Raw genomic sequence first — 25619 nt, 5'->3', positions numbered from 1 at the left:
CCCGTTCAATCGGCCACAGCGATAACAGCGAGTAAGCGCGGTGTTTGAAGTCAATGCGCGCTTACGATGCAATTATCGTTATGGCTGACTTAAAAGATAATCATTAAGCCCGAGCCAAGTAATCAGCGATCCCTACCCATTTGTAACTTGTTAGCTCTTCCAGCCCCATCGGGCCACGTGCATGCAACTTCTGAGTCGAAACCGCCACCTCGGCTCCCAAGCCAAACTGCGCACCGTCAGTAAAACGGGTTGATGCATTCACGTATACCGCGGCTGAGCCTGCTGCATTCACAAATCGCTCGGCCGCAGCCAGATCATTGGTCATGATGGCGTCGGAATGGCTGGCATTATGCTTACGCATGTGTGCAATCGCTTCATTCACGTCTTTCACGACTTTGATACCCAACGTAAAACTCAGCCATTCGGTGTCGAAATCCCCTTCAACCGCTTTACGCAGGTTGGCGGCTTTGCCTTCCAGCAGCTCATAAGACGCTTCATCGGCTACCAGCAAAACTTGCTTGGCATTCATTCGCTCAGCCAGACGCGGCAGAAACGCTTCGGCGATCTTCTCGCTAACCAGCAGGGTATCCAGTGCATTACAGGCCGACGGACGCTGCACTTTGGCATTTTCTACCACGGTCAGCGAGCGAGACAGATCGGCACTGGCATCCACGTAAACGTGGCTGATCCCAAACCCACCAATAATGACCGGAATCGTACTGTTCTCTTTGCACATCTTGTGCAAGCCTGCGCCACCACGCGGGATGATCATGTCAACGTACTGATCCATCTTCAGCAATTGAGAAACCAGTTCACGATCCGGCTTCTCGATATACTGCACCGATGCCGACGGCAGGCCGGCTTTTGCTAGCGCGACCTGAATAACTTTCACCAGTGCCATATTGGAGTGGAAGGTTTCCCGACCACCACGCAGAATACTGGCATTACCGGTTTTCAGGCACAAGGCGGCGATATCAATGGTCACGTTCGGGCGCGCTTCGTAAATCACCCCAACCACACCCAGCGGGACACGACGACGGCTCAGGCGCATGCCATTTTCCAGTACCTTGCTGTCGAGCTCAGAGCCCACCGGATCATTTAGACTGATCACATTGCGGACATCGTTGGCAATGCCGCTCAGGCGCTCTTCATTGAGCAACAGACGGTCAATCAGGGCATCCGTCATCCCTGATGCTTTCGCCGCTTCAATGTCCAGGGCATTGGCGGCCAGAATAGTGTCGCGATTGGCTTCCAGCTCATCGGCGATAATAGCCAGTGCTTGGTTCTTTTGCTTGGTTGCAGCGGTAGCCAGTTCAAAGGCCGCCTGCTGCGCAGCCTGGCCCATCAACTCAAGATTCATTGTGTTCCCTCAAATGCTTTTCTTTAAATAACGACCAGATCATCACGATGAACGGCAACCGGACCGTATTCGTAGCCCAGCACCCGGTAGATATCCTGGCTGTGCTTGCCGGCAATCTTCGACAAATCTTTGCTGGAGTAACGGCAGATACCCCGTGCCAACAATTCACCACGGGTGCTATAGATACGCGCCACTTCTCCCCGCTCGAAATCCCCGCGAACTTCGGTGATCCCTTTCGACAGCAGGCTGCTGCCCCGCTTTTGTACGGCAGCAACCGCACCGTCATCGATAACGATATCACCTGCTGGCGGAGGCCCGGCCAGAATCCAGCGCTTGCGGCTTTCCAGTGGGGATTCCAGCGGCAAGAAGCGAGTACCAACCGACTCACCATTGGTCAAGGCAGAAATCACATCCGGGCGACTGCCTGCGGCAATCGTCACTTCAATGCCGGCACGACGTGCTACGTCAGCCGCTTGCAGCTTGGTTGCCATGCCACCGGTACCCAGGCCGCCAACACTGCCACCGGCAATCTTGCGCAGGGTTTCGTCAATGGTGTGGACTTCACGGATCAATTCCGCATCCGGGTTATTACGCGGATCGGCCGTAAACAGCCCCGGCTGATCGGTCAGCAATAGCAACTTGTCAGCTCCGGTCAGAATGCCAACCAGCGCGGACAGGTTATCATTGTCACCCACTTTTATTTCGGTGGTCGCCACCGCGTCGTTTTCATTAACGATCGGGATAATGCCGTTATCCAGCAGCGCAACAATCATATCCCGCGCATTGAGGAAACGCTCGCGATCATCCAGATCAGCACGGGTCAGCAGCATCTGCCCCACGTGTAGGCCGTAGATCCCAAACAGACTTTCCCATTCCTGAATCAGTCGGCTCTGCCCTACCGCAGCCAGCAACTGCTTACTGGCCATGGTTTTGGGCAATTCGGGGTAACCAAGGTGCTCACGTCCCGCGGCAATTGCGCCGGACGTAACGATGATGACCTTGTGCCCCTGGCGGCGAAGTAAAGCACACTGCCTTACCAGCTCAACCATATGGGCACGATCCAATTTCAGGGTACCACCAGTCAGTACACTGGTTCCCAGTTTGACAACAATGGTCTGGGAAGCAACGGTCGTTTCTTGCTTCGCCTGCGCCTGAGCGGCACGCACGGCAACACGACTGGTTTGCTGTTCTTGAAGGAAATTTGTCTCTGCCATAGGGATCTAACAAAAATAATGAATAGACTGACGTTGTATCAATACGCTTAAAAAATCACAAGAAAAATGCGCCATTAAGGCGCATTTTTCTTGGCAATAAACAACTTTTTAACTCAGGCGGCGCTACCCAGTTCGGGTTCTTCCAGCGCTTTAGAGGCGGTTAATGAAAGTCCCAGTTCATCAACCAGCAAGCCCTTTAATTTCGGATAGAAATCATCCAGCGTCTGCTGCACAGCCTGAACGTGTTTCGCGGGCACGGTGTCCTTATCCCACTCCCCCTGATCGTTAAACCGACCAAACTGGTAGTGATACTCAAACCCGTTTTTCGTCGCTTCCATGATCAGCCACCAGCCCCAGAACTCACGTTCTTCCGGTGCTTTCTTGGCGCTGATACAGCTCGACAGGCAGTCAAAGAAAAAATGTCCCTCTGCAGAGAGATTCTGGCGAAGATAAGGCCCCAACGCCGTAAGCTTGGTCATCAAACGGCCATGCGGGGGAAAAGTCACTTGCGTTGTCATCGTCGTTCTCCATCCTTAGCAATCAATCAGCGGTGTTATCCCCCAGCCTGTATGGCTGGCCTTGCTGGGCAAGGTAGCCGGCATTCCTTCCGGCTTTTGTACCCACCATTTAAGCCCTAATACGCTGAAATTGCAACATTCCGTTTACAAGATTCCATTGGCAACATTGCGTTCAGCGACAATGATCAGGCCAGTTTTTCTTTCAGCCAGTCAACCACTGTAGTCATGGCACGGTGGTAACCGTCATGCAGAGGTTTGTCAGGCAGGGTAATGGCTTTACCGCCCCAGCTCGACATCGCAATCAGCTGGTTATCGATTTCAGTACATACCGGGTCACCTTTCAGGCCGATCCCCAGCATCGGTATCTCAATTTTCCGGCGGCCGACCAGCCCTTGCAGCTTCAGCGACCAGGCCGGGAGATGGGAAGTCAAACTCGCTTTGGAGACCCCGTTTTTCCCCATCCGGGACGCCATCATATCCAGGTACATACGCGGCATTGAATCCAGACGTTTTGGATCAGCCAACGCGGTATGAATCATTCCCCCCAGACTGATACAGGTCTTGAGTCGGGTCGGCTCAAGAAAACCGAGGCGAATGGCCGCATTACCACCGAAACGTAACCCCAGCATGGCAACCCGGGTGTGATCGACCCAAGGCACGTCTTTGACCTGTTGCAGTAACGCCTGGTGAAGACGACTGGTGTCTTCCGTCAGTGACCAGTGGCTACTGTGTCCGACAGAGGGCATGTCCAGCGTGATCATGGCAAACCCGGCCGGGCCGAAATAGTCTTTGTACAACCGCCACAGATCCGACTGAAGCGTATCCAGCCCGCCACTAACAATAACGGTCGGCAACAATTTATCGGTGCAAGGCAGATGGATAAAAGCCTGGAACGTCTTGTTGTCGTACTTCACATCTATGGTACGCATCTGATGTGGCAGCTTTTCCATAGCTTCGCGGTAAGTCTGATTCGACTGCAGCTCCGCCTGTGCGGCCAACTCATCCCCTTTAAGGTGCGGGTAAGCCCCCACACTGTAGTACATACTGGCAATCAGCAGTTCTTCCGCGGCCTTTTCCACCTCGCCGTTTTCGAGCATTTCCCGTGCAGCCTTCTGCCTTCTCGCCCCGACCTGACACCACTCATACACCCAGTTTCCGGGTTTATAGCCAATCACGGTATCCAGCAAATCGTCGCGGGTACGGGCTGCTTTCGAACTGGCAATACGGGCAAAGATGGCCTCCATCTCAATAGGGTCAATCCCCTGCCAGATCCATTGCGGACGACGCATAACCCGATACCAGCCAGCTTCACTATCGCCATCCAGGGCGCTGTGAATCGGCGTATCTTTAACATGGGCGAGCTTTACCAGGCTGGATGTTTCTTTCGACGTTTGGCGTGGAGCAAACAGCTTTTCAGATAGGTTGGTTTTGGACGGTTCAGACACGTGGGACTCCATCTCTGTCGCGACGCGCTGCCACGGCAAAAAATGGCGGCGTCATGTAGTAGGTTCTTGTGAAGAGTATACCATCCATCAAATGCTTACTATATGCCAGCCCTAACAAAACCGGCATCCGGACTGGACAAGTCACGGGGAATGCCGGTACGCGTTTCTCAAGCCAAACAAACGTCAGCTATGCTTGTACTTACCGAGCAGTATTTCGTACGGTGAACAATATGCGTAGTCCTGATATGCGTAGCCTTATTATGCTGATTAGCGTGGTTTTCTTTTCCGGACAAGCTCTGGCGTTTGGCAGCGGTGGCTCTATGGGGGGAAATCCCGGCGAAGCCTCAGGTGGGGTCAATGCCAAAACCGCCTTATGCCTTGATGTCTCGGGAGAGCGGATACCCGGCAGTTACCAGACCAAACTTGAGCGCCAGTGCGACATTACCGGTAATACCGCCGTTGATCTGATTAACTTCAACAATTTCTATCGCAATAAACCCCACAACGAGTCCTTGTCTGATATCCGGGCCAAAGCCCACCGCACTTGATAGGACGGTTCAAAGAGTGCGACGACTGGCCTTTCACTACCAGTGCCAACCGGTCAAATCACCGTCAATCACAACTAGTAGGCAAAAAGAAAGGAGCCTTTCGGCTCCTTTCCTGTGTGTTTCGCTTCGCGGCGATAACAGATGCTGTCGACAATCAGCGCTTGGCAATCGGGTCAACAAATGTCACTGCCATATCCCAAGGCTGTTCAATCCAGGTATCCTGAGGAATGTCGACCACGTAGTCATCAACCAGGTGTTTACCCGCTGGCTTAGCACAAACGGTCACAAATTTTGCTTTCGGGTACATCTGACGAATCACTTCCGCCGTACCGCCAGTGTCCACCAGATCGTCAACCACGATGAAACCTTCGCCGTCACCGTCTGCTTTTTTCAGCACGTTCATATCGCGCTGGTGATCGTGGTCGTAGCTTGAGATACACACGGTATCTACGTAACGAATACCAAGTTCACGAGCCAGAATGGCAGATGGCACTAGGCCACCACGGCTAACGGCAATGATACCTTTCCATTGATCCGCAGGCAGTAGTTTTTCTGCAAGCTGGCGGGTATACATTTGCATGTTGTCCCAAGTGATGACGAACTTATTACTCATATCCGATGAACCTCTGAGTCAGCGGCAGCGCCGCTGGATGGATTTATAAACTTTTATAGGAAAATAATTTTAGCAAGAAACAGGGCAGCAATTACCCAGACGCTGATATTGATATCCCGCCCTTTACCACTCAACACTTTGACAGCAGCATAGGTAATAAAACCAAGACCAATTCCCTCTGCTATGGAATATGTTAACGGCATCAGTAGGCAAACCACAACTACTGGTGCTGCTTCTGTTAAGTCGCGCCAGTCAATACTCACCAAACCGGACATCATCAGGATGGCAACATAAAACAGCGCGCCTGCAGTGGCGTAGGCTGGCACCATACCGGCCAGCGGAGCAAAAAACAGAGACAGCAAGAACAGGACACCGACGGTAACGGCTGTCAGACCGGTGCGGCCACCAACAGCAACGCCCGAGACACTCTCAACGAAAGAGGTTGTGTTTGACGTCCCCAGAACCGCACCTACAGATGTTGCCGTACTGTCAGCCAGCAGCGCACGGTTCAGGCGTGGTAGTTTGCCATCTTTGTCCATCAGGTTCGCTTTTGTCGCCACACCCACCAGGGTGCCGGCTGTGTCGAACAGGTCAACAAACAGGAAAGCAAACACAACAGAAATCAGTCCAACTTCCATAGCGCCGGAAAAATCCAGTTGCATAAAGGTTGGTGCAATGCTTGGTGGCATAGAAACAACACCGTTATATGCCACTTCACCGAACACAATACCCATTCCGGTTACAACCAGAATAGCAATCAGTACCGCCGCTTTGTAGCCACGGTGTACCAGCGCAATGGTCAGGAAAAAGCCCAGCGACGCCATCGCGGCAGGGAAGCTGGTCAAGTCACCAATGTGTACCAGCGTGGCAGGGTTATCAACCACAATACCCGAGCTTTGCAGAGCGATGAAAGCCAGGAACAGACCGATACCGGCAGAGATTCCCGTACGCAGTGCATGAGGAATCGCATTGATGATCCACTCACGAACCTTCAGCACACTCAGCGCAATGAAGCACAGGCCGGAAAGGAAGACCGCAGCCAGAGCGACCTGCCAGGTATGCCCCATGCCCAGAACAACACTGTAGGTAAAAAATGCATTGAGGCCCATACCCGGAGCCTGAGCGACCGGATAGTTCGCGACAAAGCCCATGATAAAACAGCCCACCATGGCAGCCAGACAGGTCGCAACAAAAACCGCGCCCTGATCCATCCCTGTCGCCGACAGCATAGTCGGGTTGACGAAGATGATGTAGGCCATGGTCAAAAAGGTGGTAAGGCCCGCCAGAACTTCAGTCCGAACATCGGTACCGTGTTCTTTCAGTTTGAAGAGTTTCTCAAGCATTGCTCTCAATTCCTTGGAGATATTACGCAAGTGTTGTTGTGTCTGTCTCGGCCTGAGCTAACATCAAAGTTAACGTCTGCCCGAACGAAAAATAGAAAACGTTTGCGTTTTCTATTTTTGGGTGGCGATTATATGCCTCTAACTCATCAATTTCCAGAAAATAACGTATTTATCACTAATCCACGCCGACAAATGGATAAAAATCCATCCCACCTTCTGAACCGCCAACACAAACCACTTATAAAACAACAAACTAAAATACAAATACGTTGAGTGTATTTTATTCAGGTGGGATTTTTCCGGGAAACGCAATCGATAATCTGTGCAGATTGAGCCACATATTTAGCCCTTACATCGAGATGTAATCGAATACATCACAGGCTGGCAAAATTCCGGCAACATTTAGGAGAGGGATTCAGGAAAAACACGCAAAAAAAAACGCCACTCCAAAAAGAAGTGGCGCTAAGAATGTAACTATAAACCGAAGAGCAGTTTTAAGAGATTCTCAAATTAAGGGGGTGAACAATACAGTTCGATACTTCGCACTCTGTCACTCAGAACAGAGAGCCAAGAGTCAGAAATTAGTAGCCGAATGAGCTTGGGTACTGGAAGTTAGCAGTATAAACAGAGCGCATGTTCCAATATTTTGTAACAGATTCAAAAACTTTCATTATTATCACCTTTAACTATTAAGCAAATACACACATAAACAATCGTGTTCGGCCTGCTTGGCTTCACTTAATCTCGGTTCCCTGGAGGCGATTTATCGGGCTCATCCTCGAGCAACTTGTTATGTCGTTTATCTTCTCTCTGAAGATGAGGCTAATATACCCACATCGTAATAAACTTTCAAGCAATTTCTTTAACTTCGTCACATTTTTCATTACCAATAGGGACTATCACGCTTGTATTGTAATTTTATTACAAAAAGGAATATTCCTTCTTTAACGCCCTTGAGACCAAAGTGTAACCGAGCCCTCTTGATCCTCTGACAACATGCAACATATGCTTAACACTGGTGATTATGCAATAACTATAATAAGGACAGAGGCAAAACCATGGCACGATTCCAACAACTCAGAGCACTCTCCATTAGCAAGCGTCTATACCTCATGGGTATCACAATTACCTTCCTGACTCTTGCCCCACTCATTCTCTTTGTATCCAGCTATCAGTCTGATTTTATGAGTCAGAAACGTCTTCAGACCCGGCATCTAGTCGAAACGGCATACAGCGTAGTGGAACATTTCTATCAGCAGGAACAACAGGGAGCACTTTCCCGTCCGGCCGCTCAGCAGCAGGCTAAAGCCGCCATCGCCGCTTTGCGGTATGAAAAAAATGACTATTTCTGGCTCAATGACATGACGCCAGCCATGATCATGCACCCGTTCAAACCGTCCCTGGATGGGAAAAGCCTGACCGATTTCCATGATCCGAACGGTACTCCCCTCTTTGTCAACATGGTCAATGTCGTTCGCCAACAGGGACAGGGATTTGTCGATTACTATTGGGAGAAACCCGGCCATGATGTCCCGGTTGCCAAAATCTCCTATGTCAAAGGTTTCACTCCCTGGGGATGGATCGTGGGCTCCGGTATTTATGTGGATGATGTACAGGCCCTGTTCTTCGCTAAACTGAAACAGCTCGGCGGGATGCTGGCCGGCTCACTCTGTCTGATGTTTGCCATTGCCTGGTATATCGGACGTTCTATCACAGCTCCCTGTGAGGAAACCGTGGCCGCGATGGAAGATATCGCCGGTGGTGACGGCGATCTGACACAACGCCTGCCAAGTCTGGGGAATGATGAGCTGGCCCAGCTTGCTCGCGCCTACAATACATTTGCTGAACGATTATCGGGCATGCTGCGAGACATGGCTCCGGTCAGTACCCAGATCACCGCGGCCGCCACCCAGCTCAACAGTGTTGCCTCACAAACTGCGACGAGTGCTGCCTCATCGCACCGTGGTATTGACAGCGTCGCTGCCGCGATGAATGAACTGCACACCAGTAATCAGGATGTGGCACAAGCGGCCCTGCAGGCGGCTGATGCCGCGACAGAAGCCCACCAGCAAAGCGAAGACAGTATCGCAGTGGTCTCGACCGCATCGGATGAGATGCGAGCCCTGCTGACATTGCTGGACGAGGCCAACAGCAGCGCCCAGGCGCTGGCCCAGGATTCCGAAACCATCGGGTCGGTGCTGGATGTCATTCGCGGCATTGCAGAGCAAACCAATCTGCTGGCACTGAATGCGGCCATTGAAGCCGCCCGGGCCGGTGAACAAGGTCGTGGTTTTGCCGTGGTAGCCGATGAAGTACGCACCCTCGCCACCCGAACGCAAACCAGTACCAATGAGATAGAAACCATTATCGGTAGCTTGCAGACCAAAGCACACAGCGTCAGCACGGCCCTGCTGGAAACGCGGGAGCAGTCGGCCAGTACAGCAGGTCATGCCGAGCAAGTGGCAGATGCCCTGACTGTCGTGGGCAGCCATATCACCCGTATTCGCGAGCTGAACCAGCATATCGCCGAAGCCAGTGGACAGCAGACGCTGGCAGCCGAAGAAATCAATATCAACCTCAGTCACCTGACAGAGCACAGCCACCAGACTGTTGAACAAGGCGACCAGATTGCTGCTAGCAGTGAACAATTACTTGCCAGCGGTCACAGTCTTGAAAGGCACATTCGCCATTTCAAGATTTAGCTGTAACCGGATCAGGCGCAGTGGTATCCTTGAGGTCAATTGCGATGGTGAATTATGCTAATAACTTAGGTGTATATAGCAGATTTCATCTACTTAATCGCACTAAACTGAAAGTTTATAAAGGAGACTGCTGTGTCTGAAATCAGTCAACTATCGCCACAAGTTGTGTGGCAATTCTTTGACCAAATCTGCTCGATTCCTCACCCATCTAAGCATGAGGAAGCTCTGGCACAACACATCATTACATTTGCCGAAGGAGAAGGCCTGGAAGTTCGCCGTGATAGCGTCGGTAACGTCTTTATCAAAAAACCGGCAACACCGGGAATGGAAAACCGCAAGGGTGTGGTTCTGCAAGCGCACATTGATATGGTGCCGCAGAAAAATGAAGACACAGACCATGATTTCCTGACTGATCCTATTCAGCCTTACATCGACGGCGAATGGGTGACTGCAAAAGGCACCACACTGGGTGCCGATAACGGCATGGGCATGGCTGCGTGTCTGGCCGTGCTGGCCTCGAAAGACATTGAACATGGCCCGCTGGAAGTTCTGCTGACAATCGACGAAGAAGCCGGTATGACCGGAGCCTTCGGCCTGGACAAAGGCTGGCTGGAAGGCGAGATTCTACTGAATACTGATTCAGAGCAGGAAGGCGAAGTGTACATGGGCTGTGCCGGCGGTGTTGACGGCGCCCTGACCCTAACGGTAAACCGTGAAGCGGTACCGGCGGATCATCAGGCAGTCAAACTGGTGGTAAAAGGCCTGAAAGGCGGTCACTCTGGCTGCGACATTCACACCGGCCGTGGCAATGCCAACAAGATTCTGGGCCGTTTCCTGTTCGGCCACGCGCAAGAGCTGGGTCTGCGCCTGCACGCCGTAAACGGTGGCAGCCTGCGTAACGCCATTCCGCGTGAAGCCAACGCGGTGGTTACCCTGCCTGCGGCCAATGTCGATAAGCTGAATGCACTGTTCGCGCATTACCAGGAACTACTGGTTACTGAACTGGGTCGCGTTGAAACGGGCATTAACCTGTTCACTCAGGCTGTTGAGCTGCCGTCAGATGTGATCGTTGAAGCTGACCAGCAACGCTTCACTAACCTGCTGAACGCGTGCCCGAACGGTGTGATTCGCATGAGCGACGACATCGAGGGTGTGGTTGAGACGTCACTGAACGTGGGTGTGATCACCACCGATGCGGACAAGATCACTGTGCTGTGCCTGATCCGCTCACTGATCGACTCTGGCCGCAGCAACGTGGAAGGTATGTTGTCAGCAGTTGCTGCACTGGCTGGTGCTGAGTGTACATTCTCTGGTGCTTACCCGGGCTGGAAACCAGATGCCGATTCAGAAGTGATGCACCTGTTCCGTGACACCTATGAAACGATTTACGGTAAAAAACCAAACATCATGGTTATCCATGCTGGTCTGGAATGTGGCCTGTTCAAAAAGCCATATCCGGAAATGGATATGATTTCGTTCGGCCCGACGATCAAGTTCCCGCATTCGCCGGATGAGAAAGTGAACATTGAAACCGTTGGCCTGTTCTGGGATCAAATGCAGGCAATCCTGAAAAATATCCCGGTTAAGCAGTAATACCGGATCAGGGTTTCAGCCTGAGTGCATCATAAAAAGCGAGTCCGGGTGACTCGCTTTTCTTTTTGCGCTTTTCCTTTAGTACTTTTCTTTTAGCGAATACTGCGCGTCTTCTCTTCGTTCTTTTACGCACTTCGGCTTACATAACACTTTCCTGTATCCCTCAATTGCCAGCATCACTGCGGCTTTCCGTTCATCCGTTCAGTCTCGCCCTGACTATCGGTATTCAATGTCTGTCTCCCGTGCTCCATCCTGAATTGAAGCCCGTGATCGACTCTAGCCTTCATTCAAAAGCCTTCAAATGACAGCTGCTGCGCTTTAGTGCCCAGCTCCAGCCCGACATTTATCCCAATCAAACGGATCTCCCTGTCCTTCTGGCGGGTCAGGGCTTCTTTCAGTAACGCGGTAAACTGGGTCTTATCAAGTCGGCCCTGAGTGTGCTCAACCGTTGTCTGCTGAAAATCAGCAAATTTCACTTTGACTCCCTGGCGGGCAATCGTCAGGTCAGGTCTGACCCGGCGCAGCCGGTTTTCCAGTTCAGGATAAAGCCGCTCGATCACCTCCCAGCATTCGTTGTAAGTGCGAATGTTGTGAGAAAAAGTCCGCTCGACGCCAACGGATTTTCGCGCCCGCTCCACCACCACTTCACGCTCATCAATGCCATGCGCACGAGACCACAATGACTGACCAAATTTACCAAACTGCTGCAACAGCATATGACGGTCATAATGCTGTACATCACGGCCTAGATACAGCCCCCGCTCATGGAGCCGCTGAATGGTCACTTTCCCTACCCCAGGAATTTTTTCCAGCGGCAAGTCGGCCACAAATGCTGGTACCGCGTCCGGAGTCACCACAAACTGGCCATCCGGTTTATTCAGGTCAGAGGCTATCTTGGCAATAAACTTCACCGGTGCAATGCCAGCTGAAGCGGTCAGCCCCAACTCTTCTCGGATAGCACGGCGGATATCTTCCGCTATCAGAGTGGCTGAGCCATGCAGTAAGGAGCAGTCGGTCACGTCGAGATAAGCTTCATCCAATGACAGAGGCTCAATCTTGTCGGTATAACGCTGAAATATAGCCCGGATTTGCTGTGATACCTCTTTGTACACCCCCATTCGCCCGGCAACCAGGGTCAAATGCGGACATAACTGAAACGCCCGTGCTGTCGGCATCGCTGAGCGAACACCGTATTTACGGGCCAGATAATTACAGGTACTGATCACTCCGCGCTGTTCAGAGCGGCCACCGATCGCTATCGGAATATCACGCAACGCCGGGTTATCACGCATTTCAACAGCCGCAAAAAAGCAATCCATATCCACATGGATGATTTTGCGCTGAATCGGCAGCTGCGTGATAGGGGCAACAGGTGACATAAGGTCTCAAAGTAACTGGTCATATATACAGTAACCATTATAGTGAGAGCGTGCCGGAGTGTGAAGCCCCACAACAAGGCGGAGGAAGTGTTAGCGGAGACTGAGAAACACGAAAAAGTTACCTCTTACAAACCAGCGCTAAAATCTGACAGTGATTATTGGTACTGAAAAACAAACACCCCGGCGCAGGCCGGGGTGTTTGGGGATAAAGCATCAAGCAGAATTACAGAATCTGATTCTTCTTCCACTCAGCCTGGCGCGCAGCACGGGCTTCACGCTTTTTACGGGCGTCACAAGGCTCCGGGCAATCACATTCTTTTTCAATGCCAATGCTGCCAAGACCACCGCAGCTGCCGCTGACAGTTTTACGCTGGAAAATATAGCCCACTGCCATAGCAGCGATCACCAGCAGAAATACCGCAAACGTTGTCAGATAAATAGCCATGATATTTCTCTACTTCTGTTTCATGTAGGGAGCAAATGCATCGGAAGCAAATTCCGTGAAGCCCTGCTCGGTTTTAACAATCAGGAGAACCGGCAGGCCTTCCTGGTTCGCCAGCGCCAGTGCTTTTTCCTCACCCATCACGGAAAACGCCGTAGCCAGGGCATCAGCCGTCATGCAGGACTCATCCAGCACAGTGACCGATACCACGTGGTTATCAATCGGATGACCTGTATTCGGATCAATCAGATGAGAATAACGGACACCGTTCTCTTCAAAATAATTCCGGTAATCCCCAGATGTTGCCACAGCCATATCACCCGGTTCAATCACTTCCTGAATCGCGCGGCTGCCATCTTCAGTCGGTTTCTCGATAGCAATACGCCATGCTACACCTTCCTGATTTTTACCTTTCAGGCGCAGCTCACCACCCACTTCAACCAGGTAATCAGCAATATTCAGATCATCAAAGTAATCGGCAATCACATCCACGCCAAACCCTTTAGCGATAGAAGACAGGTCAACGTACAACTCAGGGATTGCTTTTCGCAGGGCATTGCCTTCAACACTCAGGTGTTCAATGCCGACAATCTCACGACGGGTTTCTAGCTCATCCGCGGTTGGGGTTTTCTCCGGACGCGCTTCCGGGCCGAAGCTCCACAGGTTAACGATTGGCCCGACAGTTACATCCAGCGCACCATCAGTCAGCTTAGACAGCCGAATAGCTTCCTTAACCACTTTTGCCGTGTCTGCTGAAACCGTAAACGGCTCAGTAGAACGCGACTGGTTAAATTGACTGAGCTCGGAATGCTTACGGTAAGTCGACATCTGATCGTTCACCAGCTCCAGACGACGATCAATCTCAGCCTGCATGTCCGTTGCAGCCGGTAAGCCTTCCTGCTTAATCAACTTAATAGAGTAATAAGTTCCCATTGTTGAGCCCTGAAACTGAACCAGCTCTCGCTGATCGCCACAGGCCGACAGGGTAAATACAAACACAAGCATCCAGAATGCTTTGTTCAGGGACATCTTCATCAACAACTCCAAAGAGAATCACTGTTAGCGGGTACTTACACCAACAGAATAACCACAGAAAAATTGTCATCACCCGGGGGCATGACGAAAAAAGGCTGACCCTTCATCAGGGTCAGCCAGTTTTTCCGGGTTGCGGCTAATTAGCCACCGAAGTCATCCAGTAGGATGTTTTCGTCTTCAACACCAAGATCTTTTAGCATGCCGATTACAGCAGCGTTCATCATTGGTGGACCACACATGTAGTATTCACAATCTTCTGGTGCATCATGATCACGCAGGTAGTGTTCATACAGCACGTTGTGAATGAAGCCAGTGTAACCATCCCAGTTGTCCTCAGGCTGAGGATCAGACAGTGCACAGTGCCATACGAAGTTTTCGTTTTCAGACTGCAGCATGTCGAAATCTTCAACGTAGAACATTTCACGCTTAGAACGGGCACCGTACCAGAAAGACATCTTACGCGTAGAGTGCAGACGCTTCAGCTGGTCGAAGATATGTGAACGCATTGGCGCCATACCCGCACCACCACCGATGAAGACCATCTCTGCGTCAGTATCTTTCGCAAAGAACTCACCGAATGGACCAGAAATCGTACACTTATCACCTTCTTTCAGTGACCAGATGTAAGATGACATCTGACCTGGTGGTACATCTGGGTTATTTGGCGGCGGCGTTGCGATACGCACGTTCAGCATGATAATGCCGAACTCTTCTGGGTAGTTCGCCATCGAGTAAGCACGGATGATTGGCTCATCCACTTTAGACTCGTAACGGAACAGATTAAATTTGTCCCAGTCGCCACGGTATTCTTCTGGAATATCGTAGTCTGCGTATTTCACGTGGTGAGCTGGCGCTTCAATCTGGATGTAACCACCTGCACGGAAAGGTACAGACTCGCCATCCGGGATTTGCAGCTTAAGCTCTTTGATGAATGTCGCTTTGTTATCGTTAGAGATAACTGTACATTCCCACTTCTTAACGCCGAAGATTTCTTCTGGCAACTCGATGTCCATGTCAGATTTCACGTTAACCTGACAGGCCAGACGCTCACCTTCACGGGCTTCACCTTTAGAGATGTGGTCAAGCTCAGTTGGCAGAATGTCACCACCACCTGATTTGATTTTCACGCGGCACTGACCACATGAACCACCACCACCACAAGCAGATGATACGAAGATACCGTTACCTGCTAGAACACCTAGCAGCTTGCCACCCGCAGCGGTTGTAATCGCTTTTTCCGGGTCGCCATTTACTGAGATAGTAATGTCACCTGATGGTACCAGCTTGGATTTAGCGAACAGAATCACTAGAACCAGAGCCAGGATAATCAGGGTGAACATAACTACGCCAAGAATAATATCCATTAATTATTCCTTTTTATCCTGATTACAGCTGAACACCGGAGAAGGACATGAAGCCCAACGCCATAAGGCCGACAGAGATGAAGGTGATGCCCAGGCCACGCAGACCAGCAGGTACATCAGAGTACTTCATCTTCTCGCGGATACCCGCAAGCGCAACGATTGCCAGCATCCAACCGATACCAGAACCGAAGCCGTAAACCACAGATTCAGCAAAGTTATAATCACGCTGTACCATGAACGATACACCACCGAAGATCGCACAGTTAACGGTGATCAGCGGCAGGAAGATACCCAGCGCGTTATATAGCGGCGGGAAGAAACGGTCCAGAATCATTTCCAGAATCTGTACCAATGCCGCGATAACACCGATAAAGGTGATGAAGTTCAGGAAGCTGAGATCAACGCCTTGAACCAGAGCACCGTCTTTCAGCAGCAGGTTGTAAACAAGGTTGTTTACCGGTACAGAAATGGTCAGTACAACCGTTACTGCAACACCCAGACCGAAAGAGGTCTTAACTTTCTTGGATACCGCCAGGAAGGTACACATACCCAAGAAGAATGACAGCGCCATGTTCTCGATGAAAATCGAACGAACCAGCAGGCTTAGATAATGTTCCATGTTCCCCTTACTCCTTCGCTTCTACTTGTTCTGGACGGAAGGTACGGATAGTCCAGATCAGGAAACCAATCAGGAAGAAAGCAGATGGTGCCAGTAGCATAATACCGTTAGGCTGGTACCAGCCACCTTCTGAAATCAGAGGCAGAATCTGAACACCGAACAGCTTGCCTGAACCCAGCAGTTCACGGAAGAAACCAACAGTAATCAGTACGAAGCCGTAGCCCAGACCGTTACCAATACCATCCAGCAGAGATGGCAGAGGTGCTGATTTCATCGCGTATGCTTCTGCACGACCCATTACAATACAGTTAGTAATGATCAGACCAACGAATACTGAAAGCTGTTTAGAGATATCGTAAACAAATGCTTTCAGAATCTGGTCTACCACGATTACCAGAGAAGCGATGATTGCCATTTGAGCAATGATACGCACACTGTTAGGAATGTGGTTACGGATCAGCGATACGAAAAAGTTAGAAAACGCGGTAACAAACGTTACTGCCAGCGTCATTACGAACGCTGTTTCCAGTTTGGTGGTTACTGCCAGGGCAGAACAAACACCAAGGATCTGCAGAGCGATTGGGTTGTTATCAATAAACGGCCCAAACAGAACCTTTTTCATTTCTTTAGTATCAGCCATTGTTCAGGCCTCCCTCACGAATCTTCGCCAGGAACGGACCGAAGCCCATGTTACCCAACCAAAAATCGAATGTGTGCTGCACACCATTACTGGTCAGTGTTGCACCGGACAGCGCATCGACACCGTGCTCGCTACCTTCAGGAGCGCCGCCTTTTACGATGCGGATAGCAGGGTTTAATTTGTCGTCAAACAATTTCTTGCCAACGAACTGATCACGCCAATTCGGGTTCTCAACCTCACCACCCAGTCCAGGAGTTTCACCCTGTTCATAGTAAGTGATACCGGCAATAGTATTACCGTCAGTTTCAACAGCGATAAACGCGTACATCATTGACCACAGACCGTTACCATGAACAGGCAGGATCACTTTGCTGATGCCGTCGTTCGCATCTTTCACCAGGTAGATTTTCGCGATGTTTGCGCGACGAATGATCTTCGCTTTGTCATCGTCTGCACCCAGACGAATTGACTGCGCAGGATCTTTCGCTGCATCACGCTGTTTGTAGTCTGCTGGAGAAACACCGTCTTCAGACTGAGCAACAAACTCACCAGTTTCCAGGTTAACCAGCTTAGGTTCGATGAACTGCTGGTATGCTTCGCTAATGTTTGTGCCATCTTGCAGAAGACCGGCAACAGACAGGATGTTGCGCTGAACGTCAAGAACAGCATTTTTTTGCTGCATAGGACGCAGAGCAACCGCAGCTGCTGATACCACGATAGAGCACACCAGGCTCAGCGCGATAACAACAATGAGCGTTTTTTTAATGCTATCGTTATTACTTGACATGACGAGCTAGTCTCCGCTTGATGTTGCCCTGAACTACTAGGTTGTCAAATAGAGGAGCGAATAGGTTAGCAAACAGAATTGCCAGCATCATGCCCTCTGGGTACGCAGGGTTTACCACACGAACCAAAACAGCCATTACACCGATCAGTGCGCCGTACCACCACTTACCTTTGTTAGTAAAGGCAGCAGACACTGGGTCAGTGGCCATGAACATCATACCGAATGCAAAACCACCCAGAACCAGGTGCCAGTGCCATGGCATGCTGAACATTGCGTTAGTGTCAGAACCGATGATGTTGAATAGCGTCGCCGTCGCGATCATACCAATCATGGTACCGGCAATGATGCGCCATGAAGCAATGCCCATGAACACGATCATTGAACCACCAAGAATGATGAACAACGTTGAAACTTCACCGATTGAACCAGGGATACGACCGATGAATGCATCCATCCAGCTGATCGCTTCGCCAGTTACTGTGTTGATCACGCCAGCCTGACCGCCTTGTGCCCACTGGCTCAGCGCCGTTGCACCAGAGAAGCCGTCTGCCGCAGTCCACACCAGATCACCAGAGATCTGAGCTGGGTATGCGAAGAACAGGAATGCACGACCTGCCAGAGCAGGGTTCAGGAAGTTACGACCAGTACCACCAAAGATTTCTTTAGCAACAACAACACCGAAGGTAATACCCAGTGCCGCTTGCCACAGAGGCAGTGTTGGTGGGACGATCAGAGCAAACAGGATAGAAGTAACAAAGAAACCTTCGTTAACTTCGTGCTTGCGGATCATACAGAACAGGACTTCCCAGAAGCCACCTACCAGGAATACTGTTGCGTAGATAGGCAGGAAGTAGGTTGCACCCAGTAGCATTTTGCTACCCCAACCCGCGTCTGCAGACATCGTACCGCCCAGCATCTGAGTCAGCCAGTAGTGCCAGTCACCTGCCACGATAGCTGCCAGTTGCTCACCGGCGTACATGTGGTTCAGGGCAACAATTGCCTGATCACCCACGTTGTACATACCCCAGAACATGGCTGGGAATACCGCAAACCACACCATGATCATGATACGCTTCAGGTCAATGCTGTCACGTACGTGCGCACTGGTGCGTGTCACTTGGCCAGGCGTATACAAAAGTGTGGCAACTGCTTCGTACAGTGCAAACCACTTCTCGTGCTTACCACCCGGCTCAAAGTGGTGTTCAATTTGCTCGAGGAAATTCTTGAGGCTCATGAATTACCCTTCCTTCTCAATCTTGTTCAGGCACTCACGCAACAGTGGGCCGAACTCATACTTACCTGGGCATACAAAAGTACACAGTGCCAGATCTTCTTCATCCAGTTCCAGTGCACCCAGCTGCTGAGCACTATCCGAGTCACCTGCACACAGGTCACGCAGAAGCAGTGTCGGCTCAATATCAAGCGGCATTACACGCTCGTAGTTGCCGATTGGCACCATAGAACGCTCAGAACCGTTGGTTGAGGTGGTCATGTTGAACAGCTGACCAGGGAAGAACTGACTCAGGAAAGCGCGAGTGACAGAGAATTTGTTTTTGCCCGGAACAATCCAGCCAAATAGTTCTTTTTCACGACCTTCGCGAAGTGCAGAAACCTGCAGGTGGTAACGACCCAGGTACGCGTGAGGGCCAGCTGCGTGCAGACCGTTCAGCACAGAGCCAGACAGCACACGAACTTCACCAGGCATCAGCTCAGAGTCAGTCAGTTGCTCGATAGAAGCACCCAGCTGAGTACGAACCAGACGTGGAGAGTTCACAACAGGGCCTGCCAGCGATACAACGCGGTCAGTAAATAGCTCACCAGTCAGGAACAGGTTACCGAATGCGATAACGTCCTGGTAGTTGATGTGCCATGCCATGTTTTGCATGTCAGCGCCAAAAAGCATGTGAATATGCGTACCCACCAGGCCAGCAGGGTGCGGACCGTTGAACACGTGTTCTTCAACATTGGCTTCTTTAGCACGAGGAAGGCTGGCACCAGATTTACAAACCAGTACTTTACCGCTCGTCAGACGAGACAGCACAGTCAGACCAGCTACGAACGCATCGCTTTGTTCGTTGATAATGACTTCTGGATTAGCCGCTAGAGGGTTAGTATCGATGGCAGTTACGAAGATCGCCTGAGTTTCAGCGTCGATCGCAGGGATCTTGCTGAATGGACGCGTACGCAGCGCTGTCCACATACCAGACTCAACCAGCTGCTCAACAACAACTGAACGCTCTAGCTGAGCCAGTTGACCTGCTTCGTAGCTGTTGAACGTAACTTGCTCGTCGCCTTCTACGTCAATAACAACAGACTGTAGAACACGCTTTGCACCACGATTGATTTCTGCAACCTTGCCGCTGGCTGGTGCAGTGAATTTAACACCAAGATTCTTTTTGTCCTCAAAAAGAACCTGGCCTTTCTTCACTACATCCCCTACGCGGATATGCATTGTAGGACGCATACCAACATATTCTTCGCCAAGCAAGGCGACACGAGAGATGGCCTTGCCATCATTTATCGCCTGGGTAGGAGTCCCTGAAATTGGGATATCCAGACCCTTCTTTATTGTAATCATACGCACTTGCACTACATTAACGGGAAAAAAAACTTTTCATTGCGCAATTAGACACGACTTTCCTTCGTCCGATGCTGGCTCTATCCTCCGCCAGCGCCGCAACATCCTATTTACTTACTCGTCACACTTTTTGTCGCGAGTAATTTCAAGGCCGGGATTTTAGCATTAAATCAGTAGAATTTACTATGCCAAACCTCGCTAATCGGACTGAAAATCGGCTAACTCTTTAAACGCAATATGGTTATTTGACGATTAATTTGAGCTGACGCACAAAAGTGAGAAACCCTAAAATTTATCATGATTTTTTCACCCGCATCAGCCAGTTAATAAACCAACAACAAATTCAAAACACTTTCAACAGACGGGAAATATGCCGCTTCCCGAGTTGTTTCAAACTTGTCGAAATGTTAATAACTGCAGCTTCTGCTAACATCATGCATCACATTTACCTACCCTTTTGTGTTACCAGTCTGCTCGGGCAAGCAATTTACGAGATTGTATGCATATTGAACGACAATTAATGCCGCTAACCTCTAAAAATCAGCTCAAAAAAAAACCGCTGACGGCGGTTTTTTCGTTTTAAACAGATAAGCCATTCTATATCAAACAGATATGAATTTAATGACTTTTTGAATATTAGCCGAGTTTGGAACCGCCTCGGCAAGCCGGCGATGCAGGCGCCCCATCGAACAGATTTTGCCATTCACTCTGGGTGTACGTGTGAATCGCCAGCGCGTGAATATCATTGGCCAGCTCATCTGCCAGCGTGCTGTTAATGGCGCGGTGACGGCCAATCAGGCGCATCCCTTCAAACTGTTCGCTGACCACAACCACTTTAAAGTGGCTTTCCGAACCTGCGGGCACATTGTGCATGTAGCTTTCGTTGACCACTTCCAGGTGAAGCGGGGAAAAAGCGTTATGCAGCTTCTCTTCAATCCGTTCCTTAATCATCTCTTACCCTCTCCTGTGGCATCAACGGCATTGCCATCCTGACAGAGCGGTTGGCCTGAATTCTTGAATCATAAAATTGGTTTGCAGTACCGGCAGGTTTTGCGAGAATACCGGTTTGTGCGTAAACATACCGTAAAGTAATCATTAATGAAACCAGAGCTGACCCTACACGGACGGACGCTGACCTTACAGCGCTACCCGGTAAGGAATAAAGAACCCCTGCAGGCATGGGATGCGGCAGATGAATACCTCATCAACCATATCACGGAGAGCGACATTACGCTGGATCCGGCGCGCCCTGTTCTGATCATGAACGATAGCTTTGGCGCACTGACCTGTTGGTTTGCCGCACAGGGCCCGGTCTGCTCCATGACAGACTCCCACATTGCCAAGCTGGCTACCGAGGCTAACCTGGCAGACAACCAGCTACCCTCCGTGACCGTTACAGACTGCTTGGCTGACTTGCCGGCGAACCCGCAGTTGGTTCTGCTCAAACTACCCAAAAGCAATCGCCTGCTGGTCTGGCAGCTGCAGCAACTGTGCCAGCATCTGCCAGCTGACTGCATCGTGATCGCGGCAGCCAAAGCCAAAGAGATTCACACCTCGACCCTGAAGCTGTTTGAAAAACACCTGGGCGAGACCAAAACGTCTCTGGCGGTGAAAAAGGCTCGTCTGATTTTTTGCCAGTCCGATGTGAGTCAGGCGGCACCGCTTCCGCCTCCCCTGATGTGGGACGTGCCGGAGCACAACCTCACCCTGACCAACCATGCCAATGTTTTCTCTGGGGACAGCCTCGATATCGGCGCACGCCTGCTGCTAGAACATATTCCGGCAAACCCTGTCTACAAGGATATTATTGATCTTGGCTGTGGAAACGGCGTAATTGGGATCAAGGCCGCTCAGCTGAATCCGCAGGCAACGGTCACCTGTATTGATGAAAGCTATATGGCAGTGGCGTCGTGCCGGGAGAATGCAGACCGTAATCTGGATAATCCCGCGCAACTGATCGCGAAAGTAAATAACTGTCTGGACGATTTTCCAGCTGACAGTGCCGATCTGGTACTGTGTAATCCACCGTTCCACCAGCAGAATACGATCACCGATCACATTGCCTGGCAGATGTTCCACGATGCCCGTCATACCCTGCGAAACCAAGGGGCGCTGATCGTGATTGGTAACCGCCACCTGGGCTACGGTGAAAAACTGAAGCGCCTGTTCGGCAACGTCAGTGTCGTGGCGCAAAATAATAAATTTGTGATTTATCAGTCAGTCAAATAACAATAATTTCTACACTTTACTTTTTGCGGGTGCCTGCAAACGGCAGCCATCCCGAGAGATTAAGGAAAATACAATGAAAAAACTGCTTCTTGCGGCCTCTATCATGGCACTCACGGCTTGCTCAGCGCCAACAGAACCTCAGCTGAATATTAACCCGGAGCCAGTCCTGGCATCGCAACCGGTTGTCAAAGGAAAAGCACTGGCTGTTGACAGCCGCGATCTGCGTCCGGCGCAATTTGTGGCCGTTGTCGACAATGGCGAGAAGAGTGTACAGCCGCTGCACGCCAAACAAAACCTGCGTCTGGTCATGCAAGATGCCCTGACCCGCCAGTTCGGTGCACAAGGTTACACCATTGACAATCAGAGCCAGAGCAAGCTGCGTCTGGATATTCTGGAAGCCATGGTGAACGTAAAAGACGGCATGATGAGCCACGACCTGAGCAGCAAGCTGCAAATACAGCTGGTTGTTGAGTCGCCGAAGGGCAAATTTGTGAAGCGCTACTCTGGCAAATCAGCACGCAGCGGAGCGATGAGCGCATCGGTGGAGAAAATGGAAGAAGCCATGAATAACCTGATCGGCGCCGTGCTGAAAGACATCTACGCGGATCCGGAGCTGAATACTTACCTGCAGGAGAACCTGTAATGTCCCGCAGTCTGTTTGCCCTGCTGCTGGCACTGGCGTTACCGGTCAGTGCGGCTACCCAGGTCCAGTTCAGCACCAGCCAGGGTGAGTTCGTAGTGGAGCTTAACGAGGAAAAAGCCCCGGTCACCAGCCAGAACTTTCTGCGTTATGTGGAAGACGGCAGCTATGTCGGCACCGTTTTTCACCGTGTGATACCCGGTTTTATGGCACAGGGCGGCGGCTTTGATAAAGAACTGGCGATGCGTCCGACCTACGCCCCGATTCAGAACGAATCAGGTAATGGTCTGAGTAATGACCGCGCCACCATTGCCATGGCCCGCACCCAGGCACCGGACTCGGCAACGCGCCAGTTCTACATTAATTACAGTGATAATCGCTTCCTGAACGCCCGTGGTAACCGTCCCGGTTACGCGGTATTTGGCAAAGTTGTGAAGGGGTTCTCAGTTATTGAAAAAATGGCTGAAATTCCTACCCATACCGTTCGCTCCAAGGGTATGAAAGATGTGCCCCAGCAGCCTATAGTTATTACAGCTGTAAAAATTCTTAATAAATAGACATAGGCAATGTCACCTGATCATTGCCCTATGATCAGGTGACTGCCATGCTCAAGATTGTCTCCTCCCGTCCCGAGCTACCGACCGAACAAATCAGTCAGCATATCGACGATTATGCTCCCGCCATTGCGCTGTGCGCGCTGGGAACCATCAGTGGCGAGGTGAGCTACGAGTCGATGAAAAAAACCGTCACCGAACACCTGCATGACTGGTGGAAACTGTCAGTCCCATCCGGCACGCCCAAAGATGGCTACGAGTCTACCTACTGGTATCTGGTTCATCTGCTGGAATCACTGGAAGAACATGAATTACTTGGAAATAACTTCATGCAGTTCAAAGTCTCGTGCGCAGCACAATACCTGCTCGGACTGACTGAGCGTCAGGACAAAATGCAGGGCATACGCCCCTAGTCTACCGCCTTACATCACCGCTTTTATGCCCGTTTCTCTCCTGTTTTTACCATCTATTAACTGAAGTCTTCCCCCAATTGACCGTATAATCAGCGGACGTCGACGTGTTTACAGAACTGAGGGGTACATGGAGCAATCAATCGACAACAGCAATAATATGGGGTGGCGCGTCTACCTTAACCGCAAAGTGCTCATCATGCTGGCGCTGGGATTCTCGTCCGGCCTGCCGCTCCTGCTGGTCTTTGGTACACTCTCTTTCTGGTTACGCGAGGCTGAGGTCAGCCGGACCGATATCGGCTTTTTCAGCTGGGTGGCGCTGGCCTACGGCTTTAAATGGATCTGGTCTCCCCTGATCGACCGCTTCCCGATTCCCGTTCTGTCATCGCTGTTGGGACGCCGCCGTGGCTGGATGATCTTTTCTCAGCTGATGATCATTCTCTCTTTGCTCGGGATGGCAGTCAGCAACCCACAGGCTGACCTGATGCAGCTAGCCATTTTTGCTGTCATTGTTGCCTTTTCGTCGGCCTCACAGGATATCGTGATCGATGCCTACCGCATCGAGATGGCCACCGAACGGCTGCAGGCGGCGCTGGCCGCCGCTTACATGACCGGATACCGTCTCGCGATGATCATGGCCGGTGCTGGTGCTCTGGCTCTGGCCGCCTGGTTTGGCTCCAATAGCGAGTATGACCCGGTGGGCTGGCAGTCGGCCTATTTCATCATGGCCGGCCTAATGCTCATTGGCCTGATTACCGCGTTGTGTATCCATGAACCAAACATTGACAGTTCCGCGATTGATAATGCCGAGCGTGCCCATCGCCAAAAGTTGCTAGAGAGAGGGCTGTCACGCTGGCAGGCACGTTTACTGGCCTGGTTCTATACCGCCGCTGTAATGCCGTTCAAAGACTTTTTTGACCGTTACGGCAAACAAGCCCTGCTGCTACTGGTTTTGATTGGCTGTTACCGAATTTCTGATGTGGTCATGGGTGTCATGGCCAATGCGTTTTATGTGGATATGGGCTTTACCAAAACCGAAGTTGCCTCTGTGTCTAAAATCTACGGGGTCATCATGACGCTCGCCGGAGCCGGGCTCGGCGGTATTCTGGTCAGTCGCTATTCGACCCTGCGGATTCTGGCGCTCGGCGCGATTCTGTCGGCGGTGACGAACCTTGCATTTATGTTGTTCACCTACATTGGCAACAGCCTGCCAATGCTGACGCTGGTTATCTCGCTCGACAACCTGAGTGCCGGTATCGCAACCGCGGCATTTATCACTTTCATGTCGAGCCTGACCAATGTGGCTTTCTCAGCCACTCAGTATGCGCTGTTTAGTTCCATCATGCTGCTGTTCCCGAAATTCATTGCCGGTTTTTCCGGCATGTATGTGGACATGTTCGGATACAACACCTTTTTCTTCACCACCGCTTTGATTGGCTTACCGGTACTGCTGCTGATTTCACGGGTCGGTAAACTGAGCCATCCGCTCACCGAGCAGAGCTAGCTAACACTGCTCGCGTCTCGTCGCACCGTTTTGTGGAGGTATTCTGTTGAGCAGTATGGCCTCCTTTTCTCACTCCCTCTGTTATTCCACAAATTCCTCCTC

General features: G+C 51.0%; 24 protein-coding genes. 8 read left to right on the top strand and 16 right to left on the bottom strand.

Annotated features, from left to right (window positions below):
- Window positions 1-103: 103 nt before the first annotated feature.
- The 4 genes from PGW97_RS03865 to frsA all read right to left on the bottom strand — a co-directional run bounded on the left by PGW97_RS03865 (window position 104) and on the right by frsA (window position 4537).
- Window positions 104-1360, bottom strand: a complete 1257-nt coding sequence (locus PGW97_RS03865) for a glutamate-5-semialdehyde dehydrogenase (protein WP_047883900.1) — start codon at window positions 1358-1360, stop codon at window positions 104-106.
- A gap of 23 nt (window positions 1361-1383) precedes the next feature.
- Complete coding sequence (gene proB, locus PGW97_RS03860) at window positions 1384-2574, bottom strand: glutamate 5-kinase (RefSeq protein ID WP_254463025.1); 1191 nt, start codon at window positions 2572-2574, stop codon at window positions 1384-1386.
- 113 nt (window positions 2575-2687) lie between these two features.
- Window positions 2688-3092 (bottom strand): sigma factor-binding protein Crl, encoded by a 405-nt coding sequence (crl, locus tag PGW97_RS03855; RefSeq protein WP_047883901.1) that lies wholly within the window; start codon window positions 3090-3092, stop codon window positions 2688-2690.
- A gap of 185 nt (window positions 3093-3277) precedes the next feature.
- A complete protein-coding gene (gene frsA, locus PGW97_RS03850; RefSeq protein ID WP_084712461.1) occupies window positions 3278-4537 on the bottom strand; it encodes an esterase FrsA in 1260 nt (419 codons plus the stop codon).
- A gap of 230 nt (window positions 4538-4767) precedes the next feature.
- On the opposite strand from frsA, the gene PGW97_RS03845 reads away from it, so the two are divergent.
- On the top strand, window positions 4768-5085 hold the full coding sequence (locus PGW97_RS03845; protein WP_242551830.1) for a hypothetical protein: 318 nt from the start codon (window positions 4768-4770) through the stop codon (window positions 5083-5085).
- A 154-nt stretch (window positions 5086-5239) separates the two neighbouring features.
- On the opposite strand, the gene gpt is transcribed toward PGW97_RS03845, so the two are convergent.
- Window positions 5240-5698, bottom strand: coding sequence for a xanthine phosphoribosyltransferase (gpt, locus tag PGW97_RS03840; protein WP_047883903.1), 459 nt, complete (start codon window positions 5696-5698; stop codon window positions 5240-5242).
- Between the two features lie 53 nt (window positions 5699-5751).
- Window positions 5752-7041: an NCS2 family permease gene (locus PGW97_RS03835; protein ID WP_273858806.1), complete on the bottom strand. Its 1290-nt coding sequence runs from the start codon at window positions 7039-7041 to the stop codon at window positions 5752-5754.
- A gap of 1058 nt (window positions 7042-8099) precedes the next feature.
- Here PGW97_RS03835 and PGW97_RS03830 point away from each other — a divergent pair.
- Window positions 8100-9743, top strand: coding sequence for a methyl-accepting chemotaxis protein (locus PGW97_RS03830; RefSeq protein ID WP_273858805.1), 1644 nt, complete (start codon window positions 8100-8102; stop codon window positions 9741-9743).
- Between the two features lie 132 nt (window positions 9744-9875).
- Window positions 9876-11336 (top strand): aminoacyl-histidine dipeptidase, encoded by a 1461-nt coding sequence (locus PGW97_RS03825; RefSeq protein WP_273858804.1) that lies wholly within the window; start codon window positions 9876-9878, stop codon window positions 11334-11336.
- A gap of 287 nt (window positions 11337-11623) precedes the next feature.
- Here PGW97_RS03825 and dinB read toward each other — a convergent pair whose 3' ends face one another.
- The 10 genes from dinB to bolA all read right to left on the bottom strand — a co-directional run bounded on the left by dinB (window position 11624) and on the right by bolA (window position 21131).
- A complete protein-coding gene (gene dinB, locus PGW97_RS03820) occupies window positions 11624-12715 on the bottom strand; it encodes a DNA polymerase IV (protein WP_273858803.1) in 1092 nt (363 codons plus the stop codon).
- Between the two features lie 223 nt (window positions 12716-12938).
- Entirely contained in the window at window positions 12939-13160 is a 222-nt protein-coding gene (nqrM, locus tag PGW97_RS03815; RefSeq protein ID WP_047883908.1) for a (Na+)-NQR maturation NqrM, read from the bottom strand.
- A gap of 9 nt (window positions 13161-13169) precedes the next feature.
- Window positions 13170-14192 carry an FAD:protein FMN transferase gene (locus PGW97_RS03810; protein WP_273858802.1) on the bottom strand — a complete coding sequence of 341 codons (1023 nt, stop codon included), beginning with the start codon at window positions 14190-14192 and terminating at the stop codon, window positions 13170-13172.
- A 140-nt stretch (window positions 14193-14332) separates the two neighbouring features.
- Window positions 14333-15556: an NADH:ubiquinone reductase (Na(+)-transporting) subunit F gene (gene nqrF, locus PGW97_RS03805; protein WP_047883910.1), complete on the bottom strand. Its 1224-nt coding sequence runs from the start codon at window positions 15554-15556 to the stop codon at window positions 14333-14335.
- Between the two features lie 22 nt (window positions 15557-15578).
- A complete protein-coding gene (nqrE, locus tag PGW97_RS03800) occupies window positions 15579-16175 on the bottom strand; it encodes an NADH:ubiquinone reductase (Na(+)-transporting) subunit E (RefSeq protein ID WP_047883911.1) in 597 nt (198 codons plus the stop codon).
- 7 nt (window positions 16176-16182) lie between these two features.
- Entirely contained in the window at window positions 16183-16815 is a 633-nt protein-coding gene (locus PGW97_RS03795; RefSeq protein ID WP_047883912.1) for an NADH:ubiquinone reductase (Na(+)-transporting) subunit D, read from the bottom strand.
- Entirely contained in the window at window positions 16808-17602 is a 795-nt protein-coding gene (locus PGW97_RS03790; RefSeq protein WP_047883913.1) for a Na(+)-translocating NADH-quinone reductase subunit C, read from the bottom strand. Before PGW97_RS03790 ends, PGW97_RS03795 begins: the two co-directional genes overlap by 8 nt.
- The gene (locus PGW97_RS03785; protein WP_047883914.1) at window positions 17592-18836 is read right to left on the bottom strand and encodes an NADH:ubiquinone reductase (Na(+)-transporting) subunit B; all 1245 of its coding nucleotides are present in this window, start codon (window positions 18834-18836) and stop codon (window positions 17592-17594) included. Before PGW97_RS03785 ends, PGW97_RS03790 begins: the two co-directional genes overlap by 11 nt.
- A 3-nt stretch (window positions 18837-18839) precedes the next feature.
- Entirely contained in the window at window positions 18840-20180 is a 1341-nt protein-coding gene (locus PGW97_RS03780; RefSeq protein WP_047883993.1) for a Na(+)-translocating NADH-quinone reductase subunit A, read from the bottom strand.
- Between the two features lie 636 nt (window positions 20181-20816).
- Window positions 20817-21131 carry a transcriptional regulator BolA gene (gene bolA / locus PGW97_RS03775; protein ID WP_047883915.1) on the bottom strand — a complete coding sequence of 105 codons (315 nt, stop codon included), beginning with the start codon at window positions 21129-21131 and terminating at the stop codon, window positions 20817-20819.
- Window positions 21132-21278: 147 nt separating this feature from the next.
- Between bolA and PGW97_RS03770 the strand changes: the two genes are divergently transcribed.
- The 5 genes from PGW97_RS03770 (at window position 21279) to PGW97_RS03750 (ending at window position 25517) form a co-directional block, all read left to right on the top strand.
- Complete coding sequence (locus PGW97_RS03770) at window positions 21279-22409, top strand: methyltransferase (RefSeq protein WP_273858796.1); 1131 nt, start codon at window positions 21279-21281, stop codon at window positions 22407-22409.
- A 73-nt stretch (window positions 22410-22482) separates the two neighbouring features.
- Window positions 22483-23052, top strand: a complete 570-nt coding sequence (locus PGW97_RS03765) for a YajG family lipoprotein (RefSeq protein ID WP_047883917.1) — start codon at window positions 22483-22485, stop codon at window positions 23050-23052.
- On the top strand, window positions 23052-23606 hold the full coding sequence (locus PGW97_RS03760) for a peptidylprolyl isomerase (RefSeq protein WP_273858794.1): 555 nt from the start codon (window positions 23052-23054) through the stop codon (window positions 23604-23606). Before PGW97_RS03765 ends, PGW97_RS03760 begins: the two co-directional genes overlap by 1 nt.
- 47 nt (window positions 23607-23653) lie before the next feature.
- Window positions 23654-24016 carry a hypothetical protein gene (locus PGW97_RS03755; RefSeq protein ID WP_047883919.1) on the top strand — a complete coding sequence of 121 codons (363 nt, stop codon included), beginning with the start codon at window positions 23654-23656 and terminating at the stop codon, window positions 24014-24016.
- 127 nt (window positions 24017-24143) lie between these two features.
- Window positions 24144-25517, top strand: a complete 1374-nt coding sequence (locus PGW97_RS03750) for an AmpG family muropeptide MFS transporter (protein WP_273858792.1) — start codon at window positions 24144-24146, stop codon at window positions 25515-25517.
- The last annotated feature ends 102 nt before the right edge of the window (window positions 25518-25619 follow it).

It is taken from the genome of Photobacterium sp. GSS17, assembly GCF_028621875.1.
Taxonomy (GTDB): Bacteria; Pseudomonadota; Gammaproteobacteria; order Enterobacterales; family Vibrionaceae; genus Photobacterium; species Photobacterium ganghwense.
The sequence above is the reverse complement of the archived record's forward strand: the minus strand, read 5'-3'. Positions and strand labels throughout refer to the sequence as shown.

What these genes read in the sequence shown, in the direction of transcription:
- PGW97_RS03865 (WP_047883900.1), bottom strand. Translation starts at nt 1,360, where the DNA reads ATGAATCTTGAGTTGATGGGCCAGGCTGCGCAGCAGGCGGCCTTTGAA.
- proB (WP_254463025.1), bottom strand. Translation starts at nt 2,574, where the DNA reads ATGGCAGAGACAAATTTCCTTCAAGAACAGCAAACCAGTCGTGTTGCC.
- crl (WP_047883901.1), bottom strand. Translation starts at nt 3,092, where the DNA reads ATGACAACGCAAGTGACTTTTCCCCCGCATGGCCGTTTGATGACCAAG.
- PGW97_RS03845 (WP_242551830.1), top strand. Translation starts at nt 4,768, where the DNA reads ATGCGTAGTCCTGATATGCGTAGCCTTATTATGCTGATTAGCGTGGTT.
- gpt (WP_047883903.1), bottom strand. Translation starts at nt 5,698, where the DNA reads ATGAGTAATAAGTTCGTCATCACTTGGGACAACATGCAAATGTATACC.
- PGW97_RS03835 (WP_273858806.1), bottom strand. Translation starts at nt 7,041, where the DNA reads ATGCTTGAGAAACTCTTCAAACTGAAAGAACACGGTACCGATGTTCGG.
- PGW97_RS03830 (WP_273858805.1), top strand. Translation starts at nt 8,100, where the DNA reads ATGGCACGATTCCAACAACTCAGAGCACTCTCCATTAGCAAGCGTCTA.
- dinB (WP_273858803.1), bottom strand. Translation starts at nt 12,715, where the DNA reads ATGTCACCTGTTGCCCCTATCACGCAGCTGCCGATTCAGCGCAAAATC.
- nqrM (WP_047883908.1), bottom strand. Translation starts at nt 13,160, where the DNA reads ATGGCTATTTATCTGACAACGTTTGCGGTATTTCTGCTGGTGATCGCT.
- PGW97_RS03810 (WP_273858802.1), bottom strand. Translation starts at nt 14,192, where the DNA reads ATGAAGATGTCCCTGAACAAAGCATTCTGGATGCTTGTGTTTGTATTT.
- nqrF (WP_047883910.1), bottom strand. Translation starts at nt 15,556, where the DNA reads ATGGATATTATTCTTGGCGTAGTTATGTTCACCCTGATTATCCTGGCT.
- nqrE (WP_047883911.1), bottom strand. Translation starts at nt 16,175, where the DNA reads ATGGAACATTATCTAAGCCTGCTGGTTCGTTCGATTTTCATCGAGAAC.
- PGW97_RS03795 (WP_047883912.1), bottom strand. Translation starts at nt 16,815, where the DNA reads ATGGCTGATACTAAAGAAATGAAAAAGGTTCTGTTTGGGCCGTTTATT.
- PGW97_RS03790 (WP_047883913.1), bottom strand. Translation starts at nt 17,602, where the DNA reads ATGTCAAGTAATAACGATAGCATTAAAAAAACGCTCATTGTTGTTATC.
- PGW97_RS03785 (WP_047883914.1), bottom strand. Translation starts at nt 18,836, where the DNA reads ATGAGCCTCAAGAATTTCCTCGAGCAAATTGAACACCACTTTGAGCCG.
- PGW97_RS03780 (WP_047883993.1), bottom strand. Translation starts at nt 20,180, where the DNA reads ATGATTACAATAAAGAAGGGTCTGGATATCCCAATTTCAGGGACTCCT.
- bolA (WP_047883915.1), bottom strand. Translation starts at nt 21,131, where the DNA reads ATGATTAAGGAACGGATTGAAGAGAAGCTGCATAACGCTTTTTCCCCG.
- PGW97_RS03770 (WP_273858796.1), top strand. Translation starts at nt 21,279, where the DNA reads ATGAAACCAGAGCTGACCCTACACGGACGGACGCTGACCTTACAGCGC.
- PGW97_RS03765 (WP_047883917.1), top strand. Translation starts at nt 22,483, where the DNA reads ATGAAAAAACTGCTTCTTGCGGCCTCTATCATGGCACTCACGGCTTGC.
- PGW97_RS03760 (WP_273858794.1), top strand. Translation starts at nt 23,052, where the DNA reads ATGTCCCGCAGTCTGTTTGCCCTGCTGCTGGCACTGGCGTTACCGGTC.
- PGW97_RS03755 (WP_047883919.1), top strand. Translation starts at nt 23,654, where the DNA reads ATGCTCAAGATTGTCTCCTCCCGTCCCGAGCTACCGACCGAACAAATC.
- PGW97_RS03750 (WP_273858792.1), top strand. Translation starts at nt 24,144, where the DNA reads ATGGAGCAATCAATCGACAACAGCAATAATATGGGGTGGCGCGTCTAC.